Genomic DNA, 14509 nt, shown 5'->3' with positions numbered 1-14509 from the left:
GGGATCAGCCCCTGGCTTTTTTCAAAAGCGCGAGCAGCTCGCGGTGCATGTATTCGTTGCCGCAGGCGATGGAGCCGGTGGCCAGGGGATTCGGCGTGCCGTCCGCATCGGAGATGAAGCCGCCGGCCTCGCGCACCATGAGGATGCCGGCCGCCATGTCCCAGGAATTCAGGCCCCGCTCCCAATAGGCGTCGAAACGGCCGCAGGCCACATAGGCGAGGTCGAGGGCGGCTGCGCCCCAGCGGCGCATGCCGCCCACCTGGGCCATCACCGAGGCGCATTCGCGCAGGAAAAGGCCGTGATCGCCCTTGCCGATATGCGGCAGGCCGCAGGCCACCACCGCGTCGGGCACTTCCGTGCGGGCCGCCACGCGGATGCGGCGGTTGTTGAGATAGGCGCCCTTGCCCTTTTCGGCGATGAACAGCTCGTCCTTGGCGGGATCGTAGATGACGCCCGCGACGATCTGGCCGTCGCGCTCGAGGCCGACCGAGATCGCGAATTGCGGCAGGCCGTGGAGGAAGTTCGTGGTGCCGTCGAGCGGATCGATATGCCAGCGGTGGCTGGTATCGGTGCCTTCGACGACGCCCTGTTCCTCCATGATGAAGCCGTAGCCGGGGCGGGCCTTCTCCAGGGCCTCGCGAAGAATCTTCTCGGCCTTGCGGTCGGCGGCGGATACGAAATCGCCGGGGCCCTTGCGGGATACCTGCAGGTTCTCCACCTCGCCGAAATCGCGCTTCAGGGAGCGGGATGCCTTCATCACGGCATCGGTCATGACGGTCATGAGGGGCGAGCGGATCATGGTGGGCAGGTCCTGGCAAAGAGCAAAATGAGGGAAATTGGTCGATGAACCACGGGAGGTGTGGCGTCAAGCCGGGATAACCGGGCGGCCGCTCGATTGATCCCGTACCTTTGCGGTTTTTGGGCGCACGGCCTGCCGGAGCCGGGGGCTCTTGCGTATCATGGCCATGCTCGTCCGGCATGGCTCCCGTATCTCGGGGCGGTGCGCTAGCGCATCCCGAGCCGCTCGGCGGCGAGCTTTTCGGCGCGGGTCCGCTCCTCGGCCGTGAGGTCCTTCAGGGCGTTGTCGAGCCACTGGTCGCTGAGGCCCTGAGCGGCGGCAAGAATGTGCCAGGCCGCCGCGTCGACCTTGTTGGCCGGAACGCCCCGGCCCGCCACCAGCAGGCGGGCCAGACGGTTCTGGGCGATCGCGCTGCCCTTGGCCGCGGCGCGGCGGAAATAGCGGGCGGCCTGCGACTCGCTTTTCGCCACGCCCTCGCCGTTGAAGAGCAGGATCGCGTATTCCACCTCGCCCACGGAGCTGCCGTTCTGCGCGGCGCGCTCGAACAGGCGGGCGGCCTCGGTGGCGTTCTTGGCCACGCCCCGGCCCTGGAGATAGAGCACGCCGAGCGCATGCTGCGCGTCGGGAATCTCCGCATCGGCCGCCTTGCGCAGCAGCTCGACCGCCTGCTCCAGATCCATGTCGGAGCCGCTGGTCAGAAGCAGGAGACCGAGATTGTAGCTCGCGACGGCGTTGCCCTTGGCCGCGGCCTTTTCGAGCCAGACCTTGCCCTGGACGGGGTTCTTCTCGATGCCGCGCCCGCCGAGGCTCATCAGCCCGAGAGAGGACATGGCGTTGGCGTCGCCCCGCTGGGCCGCCAGCAGGTACCACTCGGCGGCCTTCTTCGGGTCGAGCCTGACCCCGAGGCCCTGGTTGTAGAGCTCTCCCAGGAGGGTCATGGCGGCGGCGTCGCTCTTGTTCTTCTCCAGCCGCAGGGTCGCCTCCCGGAAGGCCGTCTGGTAGAGGCCGCGCTGATAGGCGCCATAGGCGAGGTCGGGCACGGCCGCATGGGCCCCCGCGACGGAGGCCGCCAGCATGGCGCCGACCATCGGTCCGAATGCCCGCCTCAATGAGAGGCCTCCAGGCGATCGAGGATGTCGGAGGCGGCTTTGACGGCCGCGGCCGGGCCCTCGGGATAGGTCCAGACCGCGTCTCCCAGGGCGATGAATTCGGCCTGCGTGGCCGCCAGAGGCTCGATCGCCTCGAGGCTGGGCGCGAAGGCGACGCACGGTGTCTCGAAGATCTCGGCCCACCAGGCGGCCCGTTCCGCGACGCTCTCCAGGGAGGGCAGGGAGCCGTCGCGGCGGGGCTCGCCGAAGAGCAGGTAATCGACGCCGGCTTCGCCCAGGCTCATGGCGTCGTCCTTCGCGCGGATGCCGCCTGCGCCGATGGCGCGGTCGCCCTTGAGGCGCTCGCGCAGCTCGCGGATCTGCGCGGGGGTCGCGCCCGAGAGATGGGCTCCGTCGGCACCGCCGCGAACGGCGACATTCGCCAGGTCCGCCTCGCCCTCGGCGGTCACGATGAGGGCAGCGCCATGCTCCTGGGCAGAGGGGGCGACGGCCTTCACCAGGTTGATGAGGCTGCGCTCGTCGGCTGCCGCGAGGCGCAGCAGCACGGCCGCCACGGCTCCGCCCTTGCAGGCTTCGGCCAGCATGGGAGCGAAGGAGGCGTCCTCCAGAACGGGCGTAACGAGATAAAGGCGGGCAGACTCGGACATCGATCGCAGCACTCGGAAATAGTGAGACAAGCACCCATAACGAAAACGGGGCCATCTTGCGAGGCCCCGCTTGTCGGTGAAGATTAAGGCGAAAACCTGATCGGTTACTCGGCCGCCTGGCGGCTCGAGGCGAAGGTCGGGTCGAGTTCGCCCGAAGCGTAGCGCTTGGCCATTTCGGCCAGGGTGAACACGCGCTTGATCTTCGAGGCCTGACCGGCGGTGTTGAACTCCTGCAGGCGCTGCTTGCAGAGCTTGGTCATCGCGTCCATGGCGGGCTTCAGATACTTGCGCGGATCGAACTCGCCGGGGTTCTCCTGGAGAACCTTGCGGATCTGGCCGGTCATCGCCATGCGGTTGTCGGTGTCGATGTTGATCTTGCGCACGCCGTGCTTGATGCCGCGCTGGATCTCTTCCACCGGAACGCCCCAGGTCGGCTTCATCTGGCCGCCGTACTGGTTGATGATGTCCTGCAGATCCTGCGGCACGGAAGACGAGCCATGCATCACGAGATGCGTGTTCGGGAGCTTCTTGTGGATCTCCTCGATCACGTGCATGGCGAGGATCGCTCCGTCGGGCTTGCGGGTGAACTTGTAGGCGCCGTGCGAGGTGCCCATGGCGATGGCGAGCGCGTCGACCTTGGTCTCGGCCACGAACTTCACGGCCTCGTCGGGGTTCGTCAGCAGCTGGTCGTGCGAGAGTTTGCCCTCGGCGCCATGACCGTCTTCGGCCTCACCCATGCCGCTTTCGAGCGAACCCAGCACGCCGAGCTCGCCTTCCACCGAGATGCCGCCGAGATGGGCCATCTCGACCACCTTCCTGGTGACGCCGACATTGTAGTCCCAGTCGCCCGGGGTCTTGCCGTCCGCCTTGAGGGAGCCGTCCATCATCACCGAGGTGAAGCCGGCCTGGATGGCGGTCATGCAGGTGGCGGGCTCGTTGCCGTGGTCGAGATGCACGCAGACCGGGATGTGCGGATAGATCTCGGTGACCGCGTCCATCATGTGCTTGAGCATCACGTCGTTGGCGTAGGAACGCGCGCCGCGGCTCGCCTGGATGATCACCGGCGCGTCGACCTCGTTGGCCGCCGCCATGATGGCCAGCGCCTGCTCCATGTTGTTGATGTTGAAGGCAGGCACGCCATAGCCTTGCTCGGCTGCGTGATCCAGAAGCTGCCTCATGGTGATGCGGGCCATTTCGTCCTCTCCGATTGATCTTGGCTTCTTAGGAAGCGGAAGCTGAACCTGAGCTTAAGCCATCCCGTCCGACATTTCTCCCGGCGAAGAGGCTACCCCCTTCGCCGGAGCGGGATGGTCAAGCGCGCAGGGCTTCCACGCCGGGGAGCGCCTTGCCCTCGAGCCATTCGAGGAAGGCGCCGCCCGCCGTGGATACATAGGAGAAGCTTTCCGCAACGCCAGCGTGGTTGAGGGCCGCGACCGTATCGCCGCCGCCGGCCACGGAGACGAGCTTGCCTTCCTTCGTGCGCTGGGCCGCGTGACGGGCGGCCGCGACCGTGCCCTGGTCGAAGGGCGGGATCTCGAACGCGCCGAGCGGCCCGTTCCACACGAGCGTCGCGGCGTCGTTGATGGCGGCGCAGATGCGCTCGACCGATTGCGAGCCCACGTCGAGGATCATCATGTCCTCGGGAATCGCGTCGATCCCATAGGTCTGGTTGTGGGCGCCCGCCTTGAACTCGTAGGCGCAGACGCCGTCCACCGGGAGGATGATGGCGCAGTTCGAGGCGCGCGCCTTTTCGATGATCCGCAGGGCCGTCGCGGCGAGGTCCTTTTCGGCCAGCGACTTGCCCACGTTCAGGCCGGTCGCGTGCACGAAGGTGTTGGCCATGCCGCCGCCGATGACGAGGGCATCGACCTTCGCGACGAGGTTTTCGAGCAGGTCGATCTTGGACGATACCTTCGCGCCGCCGACGATGGCGACGACCGGGCGCTTCGGCGCCTCCAGCCCTTTGGTGAGCGCGTCGAGTTCCGCCTGCATGGTGCGGCCGGCGTAGGCCGGCAGCACGCGGGCGAGGCCCTCGGTGGAGGCGTGGGCGCGATGGGCCGCCGAGAACGCGTCGTTCACGTAGAGATCGCCGAGCTTCGCCAGTTCCTTGACGAAGCCGGGATCGTTCTTCTCTTCACCCGCGTGGAAACGGGTGTTTTCGAGAAGGAGCACCTCTCCGTCCTTCAGGGACGAGACGGCGCCGGAGGCTGCTTCGCCGATGCAGTCATCGGCGAAGGCCACTGTCTTTCCAAGATGCTGCGAGACCGCTTCCGCGACCGGCTTCAGGGATTCCTTCGGGTCGCGCCCCTTCGGGCGCCCGAAATGGGCGAGCAGGATCACCCTGCCGCCCTTATCGGCGATTTCCCGGATGGTGGGGAGCACGCGCTCGATGCGCGTCGCGTCCGTCACCCGGCCGTTCTCCATGGGGACGTTGAGGTCCACACGGACGAGAACGCGTTTTCCCTTGACGTCGGCTTGGTCGAGCGTGCGGAAGGCGGTCATCTACGCGGCCTCCTTCAGATGAGCTTCGCCAGGGCGACGGCGGTGTCCGCCATGCGGTTCGAGAAACCCCACTCGTTGTCGTACCAGGACAGGACGCGCACGAAGTTGCCCTCCATGACCTTGGTCTGGTCCATGTGGAACACGGAGGAGTGCGGGTCGTGGTTGAAGTCCGACGAGACGTTCGGCTGGTTGGTGTAGCCGAGGATGCCCTTCAGCGGGCCGTCGGCCGCAGCCTTGATCGCCGCGTTGATCTCTTCCTTCGAGGTCGCCTTCTTGGCGACGAACTTGAAGTCGACCACGGAGACGTTCGGGGTCGGCACGCGGATCGAGGACCCGTCGAGCTTGCCGTTGAGCTCCGGCAGAACGAGGCCGACGGCCTTGGCGGCGCCCGTGGAGGTCGGGATCATGTTCAGGGCCGCCGCGCGGGCGCGGTAGAGGTCCTTGTGCATCTGATCCAGCGTCGGCTGATCGTTGGTGTACGAGTGGATCGTCGTCATGAAGCCCTTCTCGATGCCCACCGTCTCATGAAGCACCTTCGCCACCGGAGCGAGGCAGTTCGTGGTGCAGGAGGCGTTCGAGATGACGATGTCGTCCTTCGTCAGCTTGTCGTGGTTCACGCCGTAGACGACGGTGAGGTCCGCGCCGTCGGCGGGAGCCGAGACGATGACGCGCTTGGCGCCGGCGGCGAGGTGGGCGGAGGCCTTTTCCTTCGAGGTGAAGATGCCGGTGCATTCCATCGCGATGTCGACGCCGAGATCCTTGTGCGGAAGGGTCGCCGGATCCTTGATCGCCGTCACGCGGATGCGCTGGCCGTTGACGACGAGGAACTCGCCTTCGACCTGCACGTCCGCCGGGAAGCGGCCATGGACGGAATCGAAGCGCAGCAGGTGGGCGTTCGTTTCGACCGGACCGAGATCGTTGATGGCGACAACCTCGATATCCTTACGGCCGCTCTCCACGATGCCGCGGAGGATGTTGCGTCCGATGCGACCGAAACCGTTGATCGCGACCTTCACCGTCATAGTCTTAGCTCCCTTGTGATGAGGCGCCTGGCCTCTCGCTGTCTCAGAGATTATGGGTTCTGAGAACTTTTTCCGCTACGGCCTCGGCAGTGATGCCGAAGTGCTTGTACAGGTCCTTGTAGGGCGCGCTCGCGCCAAACCCATGCATGCCGACGAAAATTCCGTCGGGACCGATCACGGAATCCCAGCCGAAGCGGACCGCCGCCTCGACCGCGACCTTGATCGGCGCGTCGCCGATGATCTCGTGGCGCACCTTCTCGGGCTGGGCCAGGAACAGATCGAGCGACGGCACCGACACCACGCGGACCGCGAAGCTCTGCTCTTCCAGGAGCTTCTGGGCCGCAAGGGCGATCTCGACCTCGGAGCCGGACGCGAAGATCGTGGCGCGGGCTTTGCCGCTGGCGGGCGAGAGCTCGTAGGCGCCGGTGGCGGACAGGTTCCTGGACCCGCCCTCCTTGCGCACCTGCGGCAGGTTCTGACGGGTCAGCGCCAGGGTCGTCGGGCCGTCCGTGCGCTCGAGCGCCATCTGCCAGGCCTCCGCCGTCTCGATGGCGTCCGCCGGGCGGAACACGCGCATCTTCGGCATCGAGCGCAGGGCGGCGAGATGCTCCACGGGCTGGTGGGTCGGGCCGTCCTCGCCCAGGCCGATCGAGTCGTGGGTCATCACATAGACCGCCGGAATCCCGGCGAGCGAGGCGATGCGCATGGCCGGACGGGCATAATCGGTGAAGACCAGGAAGGTCGCGCCCGCAGGCACGTAGCCGCCATGGAGGGCGATGCCGTTCATGGCCGCCGCCATGCCATGCTCGCGGATGCCGTAATGGATATAGCGGCCCGCGTAGTGGCCGGGCGAGATGGCGGTGAGGTTCTTGGTCTTGGTGTTGTTGGAGGGCGTCAGGTCCGCCGAGCCCAGCACCAGCTCGGGCACGGCCTCGGTGAGAACCTCGAGCGCGATCTCGCTCGCCTTGCGGGTCGCGACGTTCTGGGGCTCGGCCGCCAGGCGGTCCTTCAGCTTGGCGATCGCATCGGCCAGTCCTTGCGGACGTTCGCCCTTGAGCCGGCGCTCGAACTCGCCGCGCTTGTCTTGCGGAAGGGCTTTCACCCGGTCGGCCCAGGCCTTGCGCAGGCGGCGGCCCTTCTTGCCGGCCTTGGCCCAGGCGTCGCGGATGTTGTCCGGGATCTCGAAGGGCGCATGGCTCCAGCCGAGCGCCGCCTTGGCGCCGGCGAGCTCCTCTGCGCCCAGCGGTTCGCCATGGGCCTTGGAGGTGCCGGCCTTCTTCGGAGCGCCGAAGCCGATGGTGGTCTTGCAGGCGATGAGCGTCGGCTTGTCCGACTTCTGGGCGCGGGAAATGGCGCGCTGGATCGCCTTCGGATCGTGGCCGTCGATGCGCACCGCATTCCAGCCGCAGGCCTGGAAGCGCTTCACCTGGTCGACCGAGTCGGAAATGGAGAGGGGGCCGTCGATGGAGATGCCGTTGTCGTCCCACAGGACGATCATGCGGTTGAGCTTCAGGTGGCCGGCGAGCGCAATGGCCTCGTGACTGATGCCTTCCATCAGGTCGCCGTCGGAGGCGAGCACGTAGGTGTGGTGGTCGACGAGATCGCTGCCGTATTCTGCGTTCAGCATGCGCTCGGCGAGCGCGAAGCCCACCGCCGTGGCGATGCCCTGGCCGAGGGGGCCCGTGGTGGTCTCGACGCCCGGAGTCATGAAGTTTTCCGGATGGCCCGGGGTCTTCGAGTCGAGCTTGCGGAAATTCTTCAATTCTTCGATGGTCATGCCCTCCACGCCGGTCAGGTGGAGCAGGGCGTAGAGCAGCATCGAGCCGTGGCCCGCCGAGAGGATGAACCGGTCGCGGTCGGGCCAGGTCGGGTCGGCGGCATCGTATTTCAGGAACTTGGTGAACAGCACCGTGGCGATGTCGGCGGCGCCCATGGGCAGGCCGGGGTGACCGGACTTGGCTTGTTCGACGGCATCCATGGCGAGGACGCGCACGGCGTTCGCCAGATCGGAATGGGCGACGCGATCGGCGGGGACGGTGTTCAGCACGGCGTGATCCACAAATCTTGAGCCCTGCAAAGGGGCGGGTCTGTCTGGAAAAGGCGTGGGCTCCTTAACACGCGAGGGTTCCGAGTCAAAGAGATCACAGGCTGCAATTCTCCGAAGGATCGTGGCTCCTTCCTCACGAGGAGCGCATCGTTTGAGCCGACCCGAAGGGCCATGTTCGTGAAAACCGGGTCCACTTTTCCGCACGATGCGTAGAGCATCGGACCCAAAAGTGGTCTCCACTTTTGGGATTAAATCCGCTGCTCCCTCCTCAAGGAGCGCATCGTTCTTGCGGAAAACCGGGTCCACTTTTCCGCACGATGCGCTAGTGTCGTTGCGATTCCCGGAGGTAGAATGACGTCCCCCCTCGACGACGCGATGAAACGGCTCGATGCGGCCCTAGGGCTTCTCGAAGCTTCCGTCGCCCGCCGTCTCGACGCCGAAAAGCGTCGGGGAGGCCTGGAAACCGAGCTGCAGCTCATGGAGGACGACCGTTCCCGCCTCGCGGAGGAGCTCGATGGAGCGCTCACCCGCCTTCACCGTTTCGAGGCCGCGACGGATGATGTGAGCCGGAGGGTCCAGCTGGCGATTCTCGCGGTCCAGACCGTGCTCGCCCAGGCGGGCCAGCTCGAGGCTGAAGGGGGGTAGGCATGGCTCAGGTCACGGTCACCATCGCCGGTCAGAGCTACCGGATCGCCTGCGCGCCGGGTGAGGAGGCACATCTGGAGCGGCTGGCCGCATCCTACGATTCCAGGATCGAGGAGATGCGCGCCGCCTTCGGCGAGATCGGCGACCTGCGCCTGCATGTCATGGCGGCCATGACCCAGGCGGACGAGCTGCACGCGACCAGAAGGCGGCTGGCCGAGGTCGAGGCGGAGCTCGGCCGTCTGAGATCCTCATCCGGGGACGAGCGCACCCGGATGATCGAGGCGCGGCTGGCGGAGGGGGTCCACAAGACCGCCGAGCGGATCGAATTTCTGGTGCGCAGCCTCAACGCGGCAGGGCAGGGGCAGGGGCCATAAGGGGCCGCTCCGCCCTCGTTGCGGCGCAAGGTCGGGCATGACGATGTGGCTTAAGGTTAGTTGTTGAGCGATAGGCGGACCTGGCGCTGACGGAGTGTCGCTAGGAGATCCACATAGGGCTCTCTCCGCTCCCGGTGCGCGGCTCTGATCTTGTCCTTGATATGGGCCTTCAGGTCCTGATCGGCGCTGCTCCGTTCGACTTCGTCCAGGCGGATCTCGCACTCCACCTCGAGATCGCCGAGCCGATGCAGCACTTCCCTCATCATGGCGGCGCTGCCGGGGGAACGAAGCCGGGTATTTTTGTGCGGCGGGCACCCAAGATCGTGCTTGGAAAAGGGCATGTTTCCTCCATTGTTCCCGGCGTGGGGGCGCGAGAGAAACTGGTCCCGGGCGCAGCGCGATCCTATCCGGAGAACTACGGCATCGGCTACGTACCTCGTTGGAGGTAGGCACGAGCCACATCCTCGTGGATGTCCGAAGAAGATGCCCGTCCGTTCACTTTTCCCCTTCCAACCGGCCTGCTTCCTCCCTACATAGGGAAGGCGGGGCTGCGGGGCGCGTTAGGAGTTCATATTCCCCGGGGCCTTATCGATCCTGAAGGGAGCTGTCCCTGACCCGGTCCGTGGACCGGGACATACGGCGCCCACCTACTTTGTAGGTTCCCGGGATCGCTTCTCCGACGGCTTTTGTGGCTCCGCACCTCATGCATTCCCTTCCGCCTCCCGCCTGGAAAGAACAGCTTCGCCGCGAGGCGCTCGTCCGGCGCGACGGGCTCGACAGCCTCTTGCGTGAGGAGGCCGCCCGGGCGATCGCCGAGCGGGCCCAGGGCTTCTCCGACCTTCATGACGTCAATCCGGTGGGCGGCTACTGGCCCATCCGCAGCGAGGTCGATCCACGTCCCCTCATGGAGGCGCTCGTGGAGCGCGGCCAGGACGTGGCCCTCTCGCAGATCCTTCATCCCCACCTGAGCTGGCGCCTCTGGCGGCCCGGCGACGTGCTGATCAAGGGCGGCTTCGGCGTGCGCGAACCCGGCCCCGATGCGCCCGAGGTCTTTCCCAAGGCCCTCATCGTGCCCCTCGTCGCCTTCGACCGCAGGGGAGGGCGCATCGGCTACGGCAAGGGGCATTTCGACCGGACCATCGCGGCGCTCGAAGCGCAACATCCGGTCTTGACCATCGGCCTGGCTTATGCGGTTCAGGAGATCGAGCAGGTCCCCGTCGAGGAGCACGACCGCCTGCTCGACGTTGTGATTACGGAAACCGAACTCATTCGGACCAAGCCTCTATAATCTATAAAAGGAAAGCCATGCGTCTTCTCTTCCTCGGCGACATCGTCGGGCGCGCCGGTCGCAATGCGGTGATCGACCGGCTTCCGGGCCTCCGCGAGCAGTGGAACCTCGACTGCGTGGTGATCAACGGCGAGAATTCCGCCGGAGGCTTCGGCATCACCGAGGCGATCTGCGACGAGATCCTGAGCGCGGGCGCCGATGCCGTCACCCTCGGCAATCATACCTGGGACCAGCGGGAAACGCTCGTCTTCATCGAGCGCCAGCCCAGGCTCCTCCGCCCGGCGAACTATCCGCCCGGCACGCCGGGGCGCGGCGCAAACCTCATCGACACCCGCTCGGGCCATCGGGTTCTGGTGGTGAACGTGATGGGGCGCATCTACATGGACGCCCTCGACGATCCCTTTGCGGCCGTCGACCAGGCGCTGGAGGATTGCCCCTTGGGGCAGGTCGCGGACGCCGTCATCGTGGACGTCCACGCGGAGGCCACCAGCGAGAAGGAGGCCATGGGCCATTACCTCGACGGGCGGGCGAGCCTCGTCGTCGGCACCCACACCCATGTGCCCACCGCCGATCACCGGGTTCTGCCGGGCGGCACCGCGTACATGACCGATGCGGGCATGTGCGGCGATTACGATTCCGTGCTCGGGATGCAGAAGGAGGAGCCGATTCGGCGCTTTCTCCAGAAGACCCCCGGCACCCGTCTCGAACCGGCGGCGGGCGAGGGTACGCTCTCGGGGATTGCGGTCGAGACGGACGACCGGACCGGCCTCGCGATCCGCGTAGCGGCCGTACGGATCGGGCCGAACCTGGAAGAAGCCCGGCCCCGGTTCTGGGAATAAGGCTCTCCCTTCCGTCCCTTTACCTCGTCCTGGTCCGCCCCCATCTTTGCGCCACGGAGGACACTTTGGACGCCAAGACAGAGCCGGCCGATACCAGCAAGCATTCCTATCACGGAACGGACGACCTTCATCGGGCCTATGAGCATCGTAGCGCCTCGGCCGTGCTGCGGGCCGTGATCGACAATGCCGAGGGGGAGGCGATCTCCATCGGCGAGATCATCGGGGCCTTCGGCGAGCGTGCCTTCGGGTTCGTGCTGATCCTGTTCTCCCTGCCCAATTGCGTGCCGAACGTGCCCGGCGTCGCGGGGATCGTGGGGACGCCGGTCCTGATCTTCGGCATTCAGATGATGCTGGGCCACAAGCAGCCCTGGCTGCCGGGCTTCATCCTGCGGCGGACGGTTTCGGTCGCCAAGTTCAAGCGCCTGATCGACATCACCGAGCCCAGGCTCCAGAAACTGGAGAGTTATTGCCGGCCGAGGCTGCCCTTCCTGTTCGGCCCCCTCGGCGACCGGGTGGCGGGGCTGTTCGCCTTCCTGGTGGCCGTCTCGGTGCTCATTCCCTTTCCAGGAACCAATTTCCCGCCCTCCATCGCCCTCGTCATCGCGTCCATCGCCGTGATGGAGGAGGACGGTTACCTGCTGATCGTCGGCTATCTCATCGGCCTTGCGGGCCTGGCCTATACGGTCACGGTGCTGGGGGCCTCCTACCACCTGATCCTGGCCACGATTCACAACCTGCCGTCCTGGCTCGGCTTCTAGTTTTTTCACCAATCCGCCCGGGGGGCTTGGCCTGTGGCCCTCCGCCGCCTTATAAGCCTCTCATCGTCAACATTCACGAGCCTGACGAGCGCCTGTCACCGGGCCGCTGTCAGCGGTGACCACGGAGGCCCGATGGCCGGACATTCGCAATTCAAGAACATCATGCATCGCAAGGGGCGCCAGGATGCGATGCGCTCCAAGCTCTTCTCCAAGCTCGCCCGCGAAATCACCGTGGCGGCCAAGATGGGCACACCCGACCCGAACATGAACCCGCGCCTGCGCGCCGCGATCATCGCCGCCCGCGCCGAGAACATGCCCAAGGACAACATCCAGCGCGCCATCAACAAGGCGGCGGGCAACGACGGCGAGAACTACGAGGAGATCCGCTACGAGGGCTACGGCCCGGGCGGCGCCGCCATCATCGTCGAGGCCATGACCGACAACCGCAACCGCACGGCGTCCGATATCCGCTCCTACTTCACGAAGAGCGGTGGTAATCTTGCCGAGACGGGTGCCGTCTCCTTCATGTTCGACCGGGTGGGCCTCGTGGAGTTCCCGGCCGCCGTCGCCGATGCCGACACCATGCTGGAGGCCGCCATCGAGGCCGGTGCGGAGGACGTCGTCTCCACGGAAGACGGCCACGAGATCTATTGCGACCAGGGATCGCTGAACGAGGTCACCAAGACGCTCGAGGACAAGTTCGGCGAGCCGAAGGCCTCCAAGCTTGTCTGGAAGCCCCAGACTCCCGTCGCGGTCGATGACGAGACCGGCGAGAAGCTCATGAAGCTCATGGAATCGCTCGAAGAGCACGACGACGTGCAGAACGTCTACGGCAATTTCGAACTGTCCGACGCTCTCATGCAGAAGATGGCCGGCTAGAGCCTTTTCCATGAACTTCGGTTCATGGAAAAGGCTCCTGTCGTTTGAGAAAGACGCCTTTTCTTCGCAAAACCGGCATCCACTTTTGCGGAAAAGGCTCTAGAGCATCGGACCCAAAAGTGGTTTCCACTTTTGGGATTGAATCCGATGCTCCCACCATACGCTAACCGCCGATCACGTCATGCCCGGGCTCGTCCCGGGTATCCGCGTCTTCTAACCGCTTGAAGGCATGGATGGCCGTAAACCAAGTGCGGCCATGACGGTGGAGACCATAAAGTGACCGAACGCGTCCGCATCCTCGGCCTCGATCCCGGCCTGCGCAACACGGGCTGGGGCGTCATCACCATCGAGGGAACGAAGCTCTCCTATGTGGCCTGCGGGGTCGTGACCTCCGACGGGGACCTCGACCTTGCGCTGCGCCTCAAGCAGCTGCATGACCGCATCACGGACGTGATTCGAGCCTGGACCCCCGACGAGGTCGCGGTCGAGGAAACCTTCGTGAACAAGGACGCGCAGGCGACCCTCAAGCTCGGCCAGGCCCGCGCCATGTCGCTCCTCGTGCCTGCCCTGCACAACCTGCCCGTGGCGGAATACGGCGCGAACCAGGTGAAGAAGACCGTCGTCGGCGTCGGCCATGCCGAGAAGGACCAGGTGCAGGCCATGGTGAAGATCCTGCTGCCCAAGGCCGACTTCAAGAAGGCCGATGCCGCTGACGCGCTCGCCATCGCGATCGCCCACGCCCATCACCGGAAAGCGCGGGCTTTGGCGGCCAGCCTATAAGATGTTACAGAGCAGCACTGTCTTTCCGGGGCGGCGTGAGCCGGGCCCGGAAACCATATATGCCGTCGTTACCCAGCGGGCGCCGACGCGGATCATGGATCCCCGCCTTCGCGGGGATGACCCAGGAGGGATGAGAACGTGATCGGCAAACTCAAAGGCGTGGTGGATTCCTACGGCGAGGATTTCGTGATCCTCGACGTGCATGGGGTCGGCTATGTGGTCCATTGCTCCTCCCGCACGCTCCAGAACCTGCCGCCCACCGGCGAGGCGGCGACCCTCGCGATCGAAACCTTGGTCCGCGAGGACATGATCCGCCTGTTCGGCTTCCGGTCGGATTCCGAGCGGGAATGGTTCCGCCTCCTCCAGAGCGTGCAGGGGGTCGGCTCCAGGGTGGCGCTCGGCATCCTGTCCGTGCTCGACCCCGGCGGCCTCGCGACCGCCATCGCCACCGGCGACAAGGCCTCGGTGGCCAGAAGCCCCGGCGTCGGGCCCAAGCTCGCCCAACGGATTGTCTCCGAACTCAAGGACAAGGCTCCGGCCTTTGCCGCCGTCGATCCGGCTCTCATCCGCCTCACAGGCGCGGTGGAGGACCGGAGCGCGCCTGCTCCGGTGGCGGACGCCATCTCGGCCCTGGTCAATCTCGGCTACCCGCAGGTCCAGGCCTCCGCCGCTGTCGCCGCCGCCATGAAGCAGGCGGGCGAGGAAGCCGAGGCGAAGACGCTCATCCGGCTTGGGCTGAGGGAGTTGGCGCGATAAGCCAAGTCGGAGCCTGGTTCCGTTCCTGTTTTGATCTCGTTAAGAATGGCGTATTAGGGTTCCA

General features: G+C 65.9%; 16 protein-coding genes and 1 other RNA gene. 9 read left to right on the top strand and 8 right to left on the bottom strand.

What is annotated here, in order from left to right; genetic code table 11:
• Positions 1–4: 4 nt before the first annotated feature.
• The 7 genes from RE429_RS17565 to tkt form a co-directional block, all read right to left on the bottom strand.
• Entirely contained in the window at positions 5–799 is a 795-nt protein-coding gene (locus tag RE429_RS17565) for an inositol monophosphatase family protein (RefSeq protein ID WP_414471982.1), read from the bottom strand.
• Between the two features lie 206 nt (positions 800–1005).
• Positions 1006–1887 (bottom strand): tetratricopeptide repeat protein, encoded by an 882-nt coding sequence (locus RE429_RS17560; RefSeq protein ID WP_414474240.1) that lies wholly within the window; start codon positions 1885–1887, stop codon positions 1006–1008.
• 17 nt (positions 1888–1904) lie between these two features.
• The gene (locus RE429_RS17555) at positions 1905–2555 is read right to left on the bottom strand and encodes a thiamine phosphate synthase (protein WP_414471981.1); all 651 of its coding nucleotides are present in this window, start codon (positions 2553–2555) and stop codon (positions 1905–1907) included.
• A 104-nt stretch (positions 2556–2659) separates the two neighbouring features.
• Positions 2660–3748, bottom strand: a complete 1089-nt coding sequence (gene fba / locus RE429_RS17550) for a class II fructose-bisphosphate aldolase (RefSeq protein WP_414471980.1) — start codon at positions 3746–3748, stop codon at positions 2660–2662.
• A gap of 118 nt (positions 3749–3866) precedes the next feature.
• On the bottom strand, positions 3867–5057 hold the full coding sequence (locus RE429_RS17545; RefSeq protein WP_414471979.1) for a phosphoglycerate kinase: 1191 nt from the start codon (positions 5055–5057) through the stop codon (positions 3867–3869).
• Between the two features lie 14 nt (positions 5058–5071).
• On the bottom strand, positions 5072–6079 hold the full coding sequence (gene gap, locus RE429_RS17540; RefSeq protein WP_414471978.1) for a type I glyceraldehyde-3-phosphate dehydrogenase: 1008 nt from the start codon (positions 6077–6079) through the stop codon (positions 5072–5074).
• Positions 6080–6122: 43 nt separating this feature from the next.
• Positions 6123–8057, bottom strand: coding sequence for a transketolase (tkt, locus tag RE429_RS17535; RefSeq protein WP_414474239.1), 1935 nt, complete (start codon positions 8055–8057; stop codon positions 6123–6125).
• 420 nt (positions 8058–8477) lie between these two features.
• Here tkt and RE429_RS17530 point away from each other — a divergent pair, with 420 nt between their 5' ends.
• Positions 8478–8771: a DUF4164 domain-containing protein gene (locus RE429_RS17530; protein WP_414471977.1), complete on the top strand. Its 294-nt coding sequence runs from the start codon at positions 8478–8480 to the stop codon at positions 8769–8771.
• 2 nt (positions 8772–8773) lie between these two features.
• The gene (locus tag RE429_RS17525) at positions 8774–9145 is read left to right on the top strand and encodes a cell division protein ZapA (protein ID WP_414471976.1); all 372 of its coding nucleotides are present in this window, start codon (positions 8774–8776) and stop codon (positions 9143–9145) included.
• A gap of 56 nt (positions 9146–9201) precedes the next feature.
• Here RE429_RS17525 and RE429_RS17520 read toward each other — a convergent pair whose 3' ends face one another.
• Positions 9202–9411 (bottom strand): hypothetical protein, encoded by a 210-nt coding sequence (locus RE429_RS17520; protein WP_414471975.1) that lies wholly within the window; start codon positions 9409–9411, stop codon positions 9202–9204.
• A 276-nt stretch (positions 9412–9687) separates the two neighbouring features.
• Between RE429_RS17520 and ssrS the strand changes: the two genes are divergently transcribed.
• The 7 genes from ssrS (at position 9688) to ruvA (ending at position 14445) form a co-directional block, all read left to right on the top strand.
• A non-coding RNA gene (ssrS, locus tag RE429_RS17515) (6S RNA) lies at positions 9688–9844 on the top strand.
• 4 nt (positions 9845–9848) lie between these two features.
• The gene (locus RE429_RS17510) at positions 9849–10433 is read left to right on the top strand and encodes a 5-formyltetrahydrofolate cyclo-ligase (RefSeq protein ID WP_414471974.1); all 585 of its coding nucleotides are present in this window, start codon (positions 9849–9851) and stop codon (positions 10431–10433) included.
• Positions 10434–10450: 17 nt separating this feature from the next.
• A complete protein-coding gene (locus RE429_RS17505; RefSeq protein WP_414471973.1) occupies positions 10451–11272 on the top strand; it encodes a TIGR00282 family metallophosphoesterase in 822 nt (273 codons plus the stop codon).
• A 65-nt stretch (positions 11273–11337) separates the two neighbouring features.
• Entirely contained in the window at positions 11338–12030 is a 693-nt protein-coding gene (locus tag RE429_RS17500; RefSeq protein ID WP_414471972.1) for an exopolysaccharide biosynthesis protein, read from the top strand.
• 132 nt (positions 12031–12162) lie between these two features.
• The gene (locus tag RE429_RS17495; protein WP_370438647.1) at positions 12163–12909 is read left to right on the top strand and encodes a YebC/PmpR family DNA-binding transcriptional regulator; all 747 of its coding nucleotides are present in this window, start codon (positions 12163–12165) and stop codon (positions 12907–12909) included.
• Between the two features lie 276 nt (positions 12910–13185).
• Positions 13186–13689 carry a crossover junction endodeoxyribonuclease RuvC gene (ruvC, locus tag RE429_RS17490; RefSeq protein WP_414471971.1) on the top strand — a complete coding sequence of 168 codons (504 nt, stop codon included), beginning with the start codon at positions 13186–13188 and terminating at the stop codon, positions 13687–13689.
• 138 nt (positions 13690–13827) lie between these two features.
• The gene (gene ruvA / locus RE429_RS17485) at positions 13828–14445 is read left to right on the top strand and encodes a Holliday junction branch migration protein RuvA (protein ID WP_414471970.1); all 618 of its coding nucleotides are present in this window, start codon (positions 13828–13830) and stop codon (positions 14443–14445) included.
• The last annotated feature ends 64 nt before the right edge of the window (positions 14446–14509 follow it).

It is taken from the genome of Microvirga sp. M2 (assembly GCF_047497095.1).
GTDB lineage: Bacteria > Pseudomonadota > Alphaproteobacteria > Rhizobiales > Beijerinckiaceae > Microvirga.
This window is presented reverse-complemented; position numbering and strand designations above follow the sequence as displayed.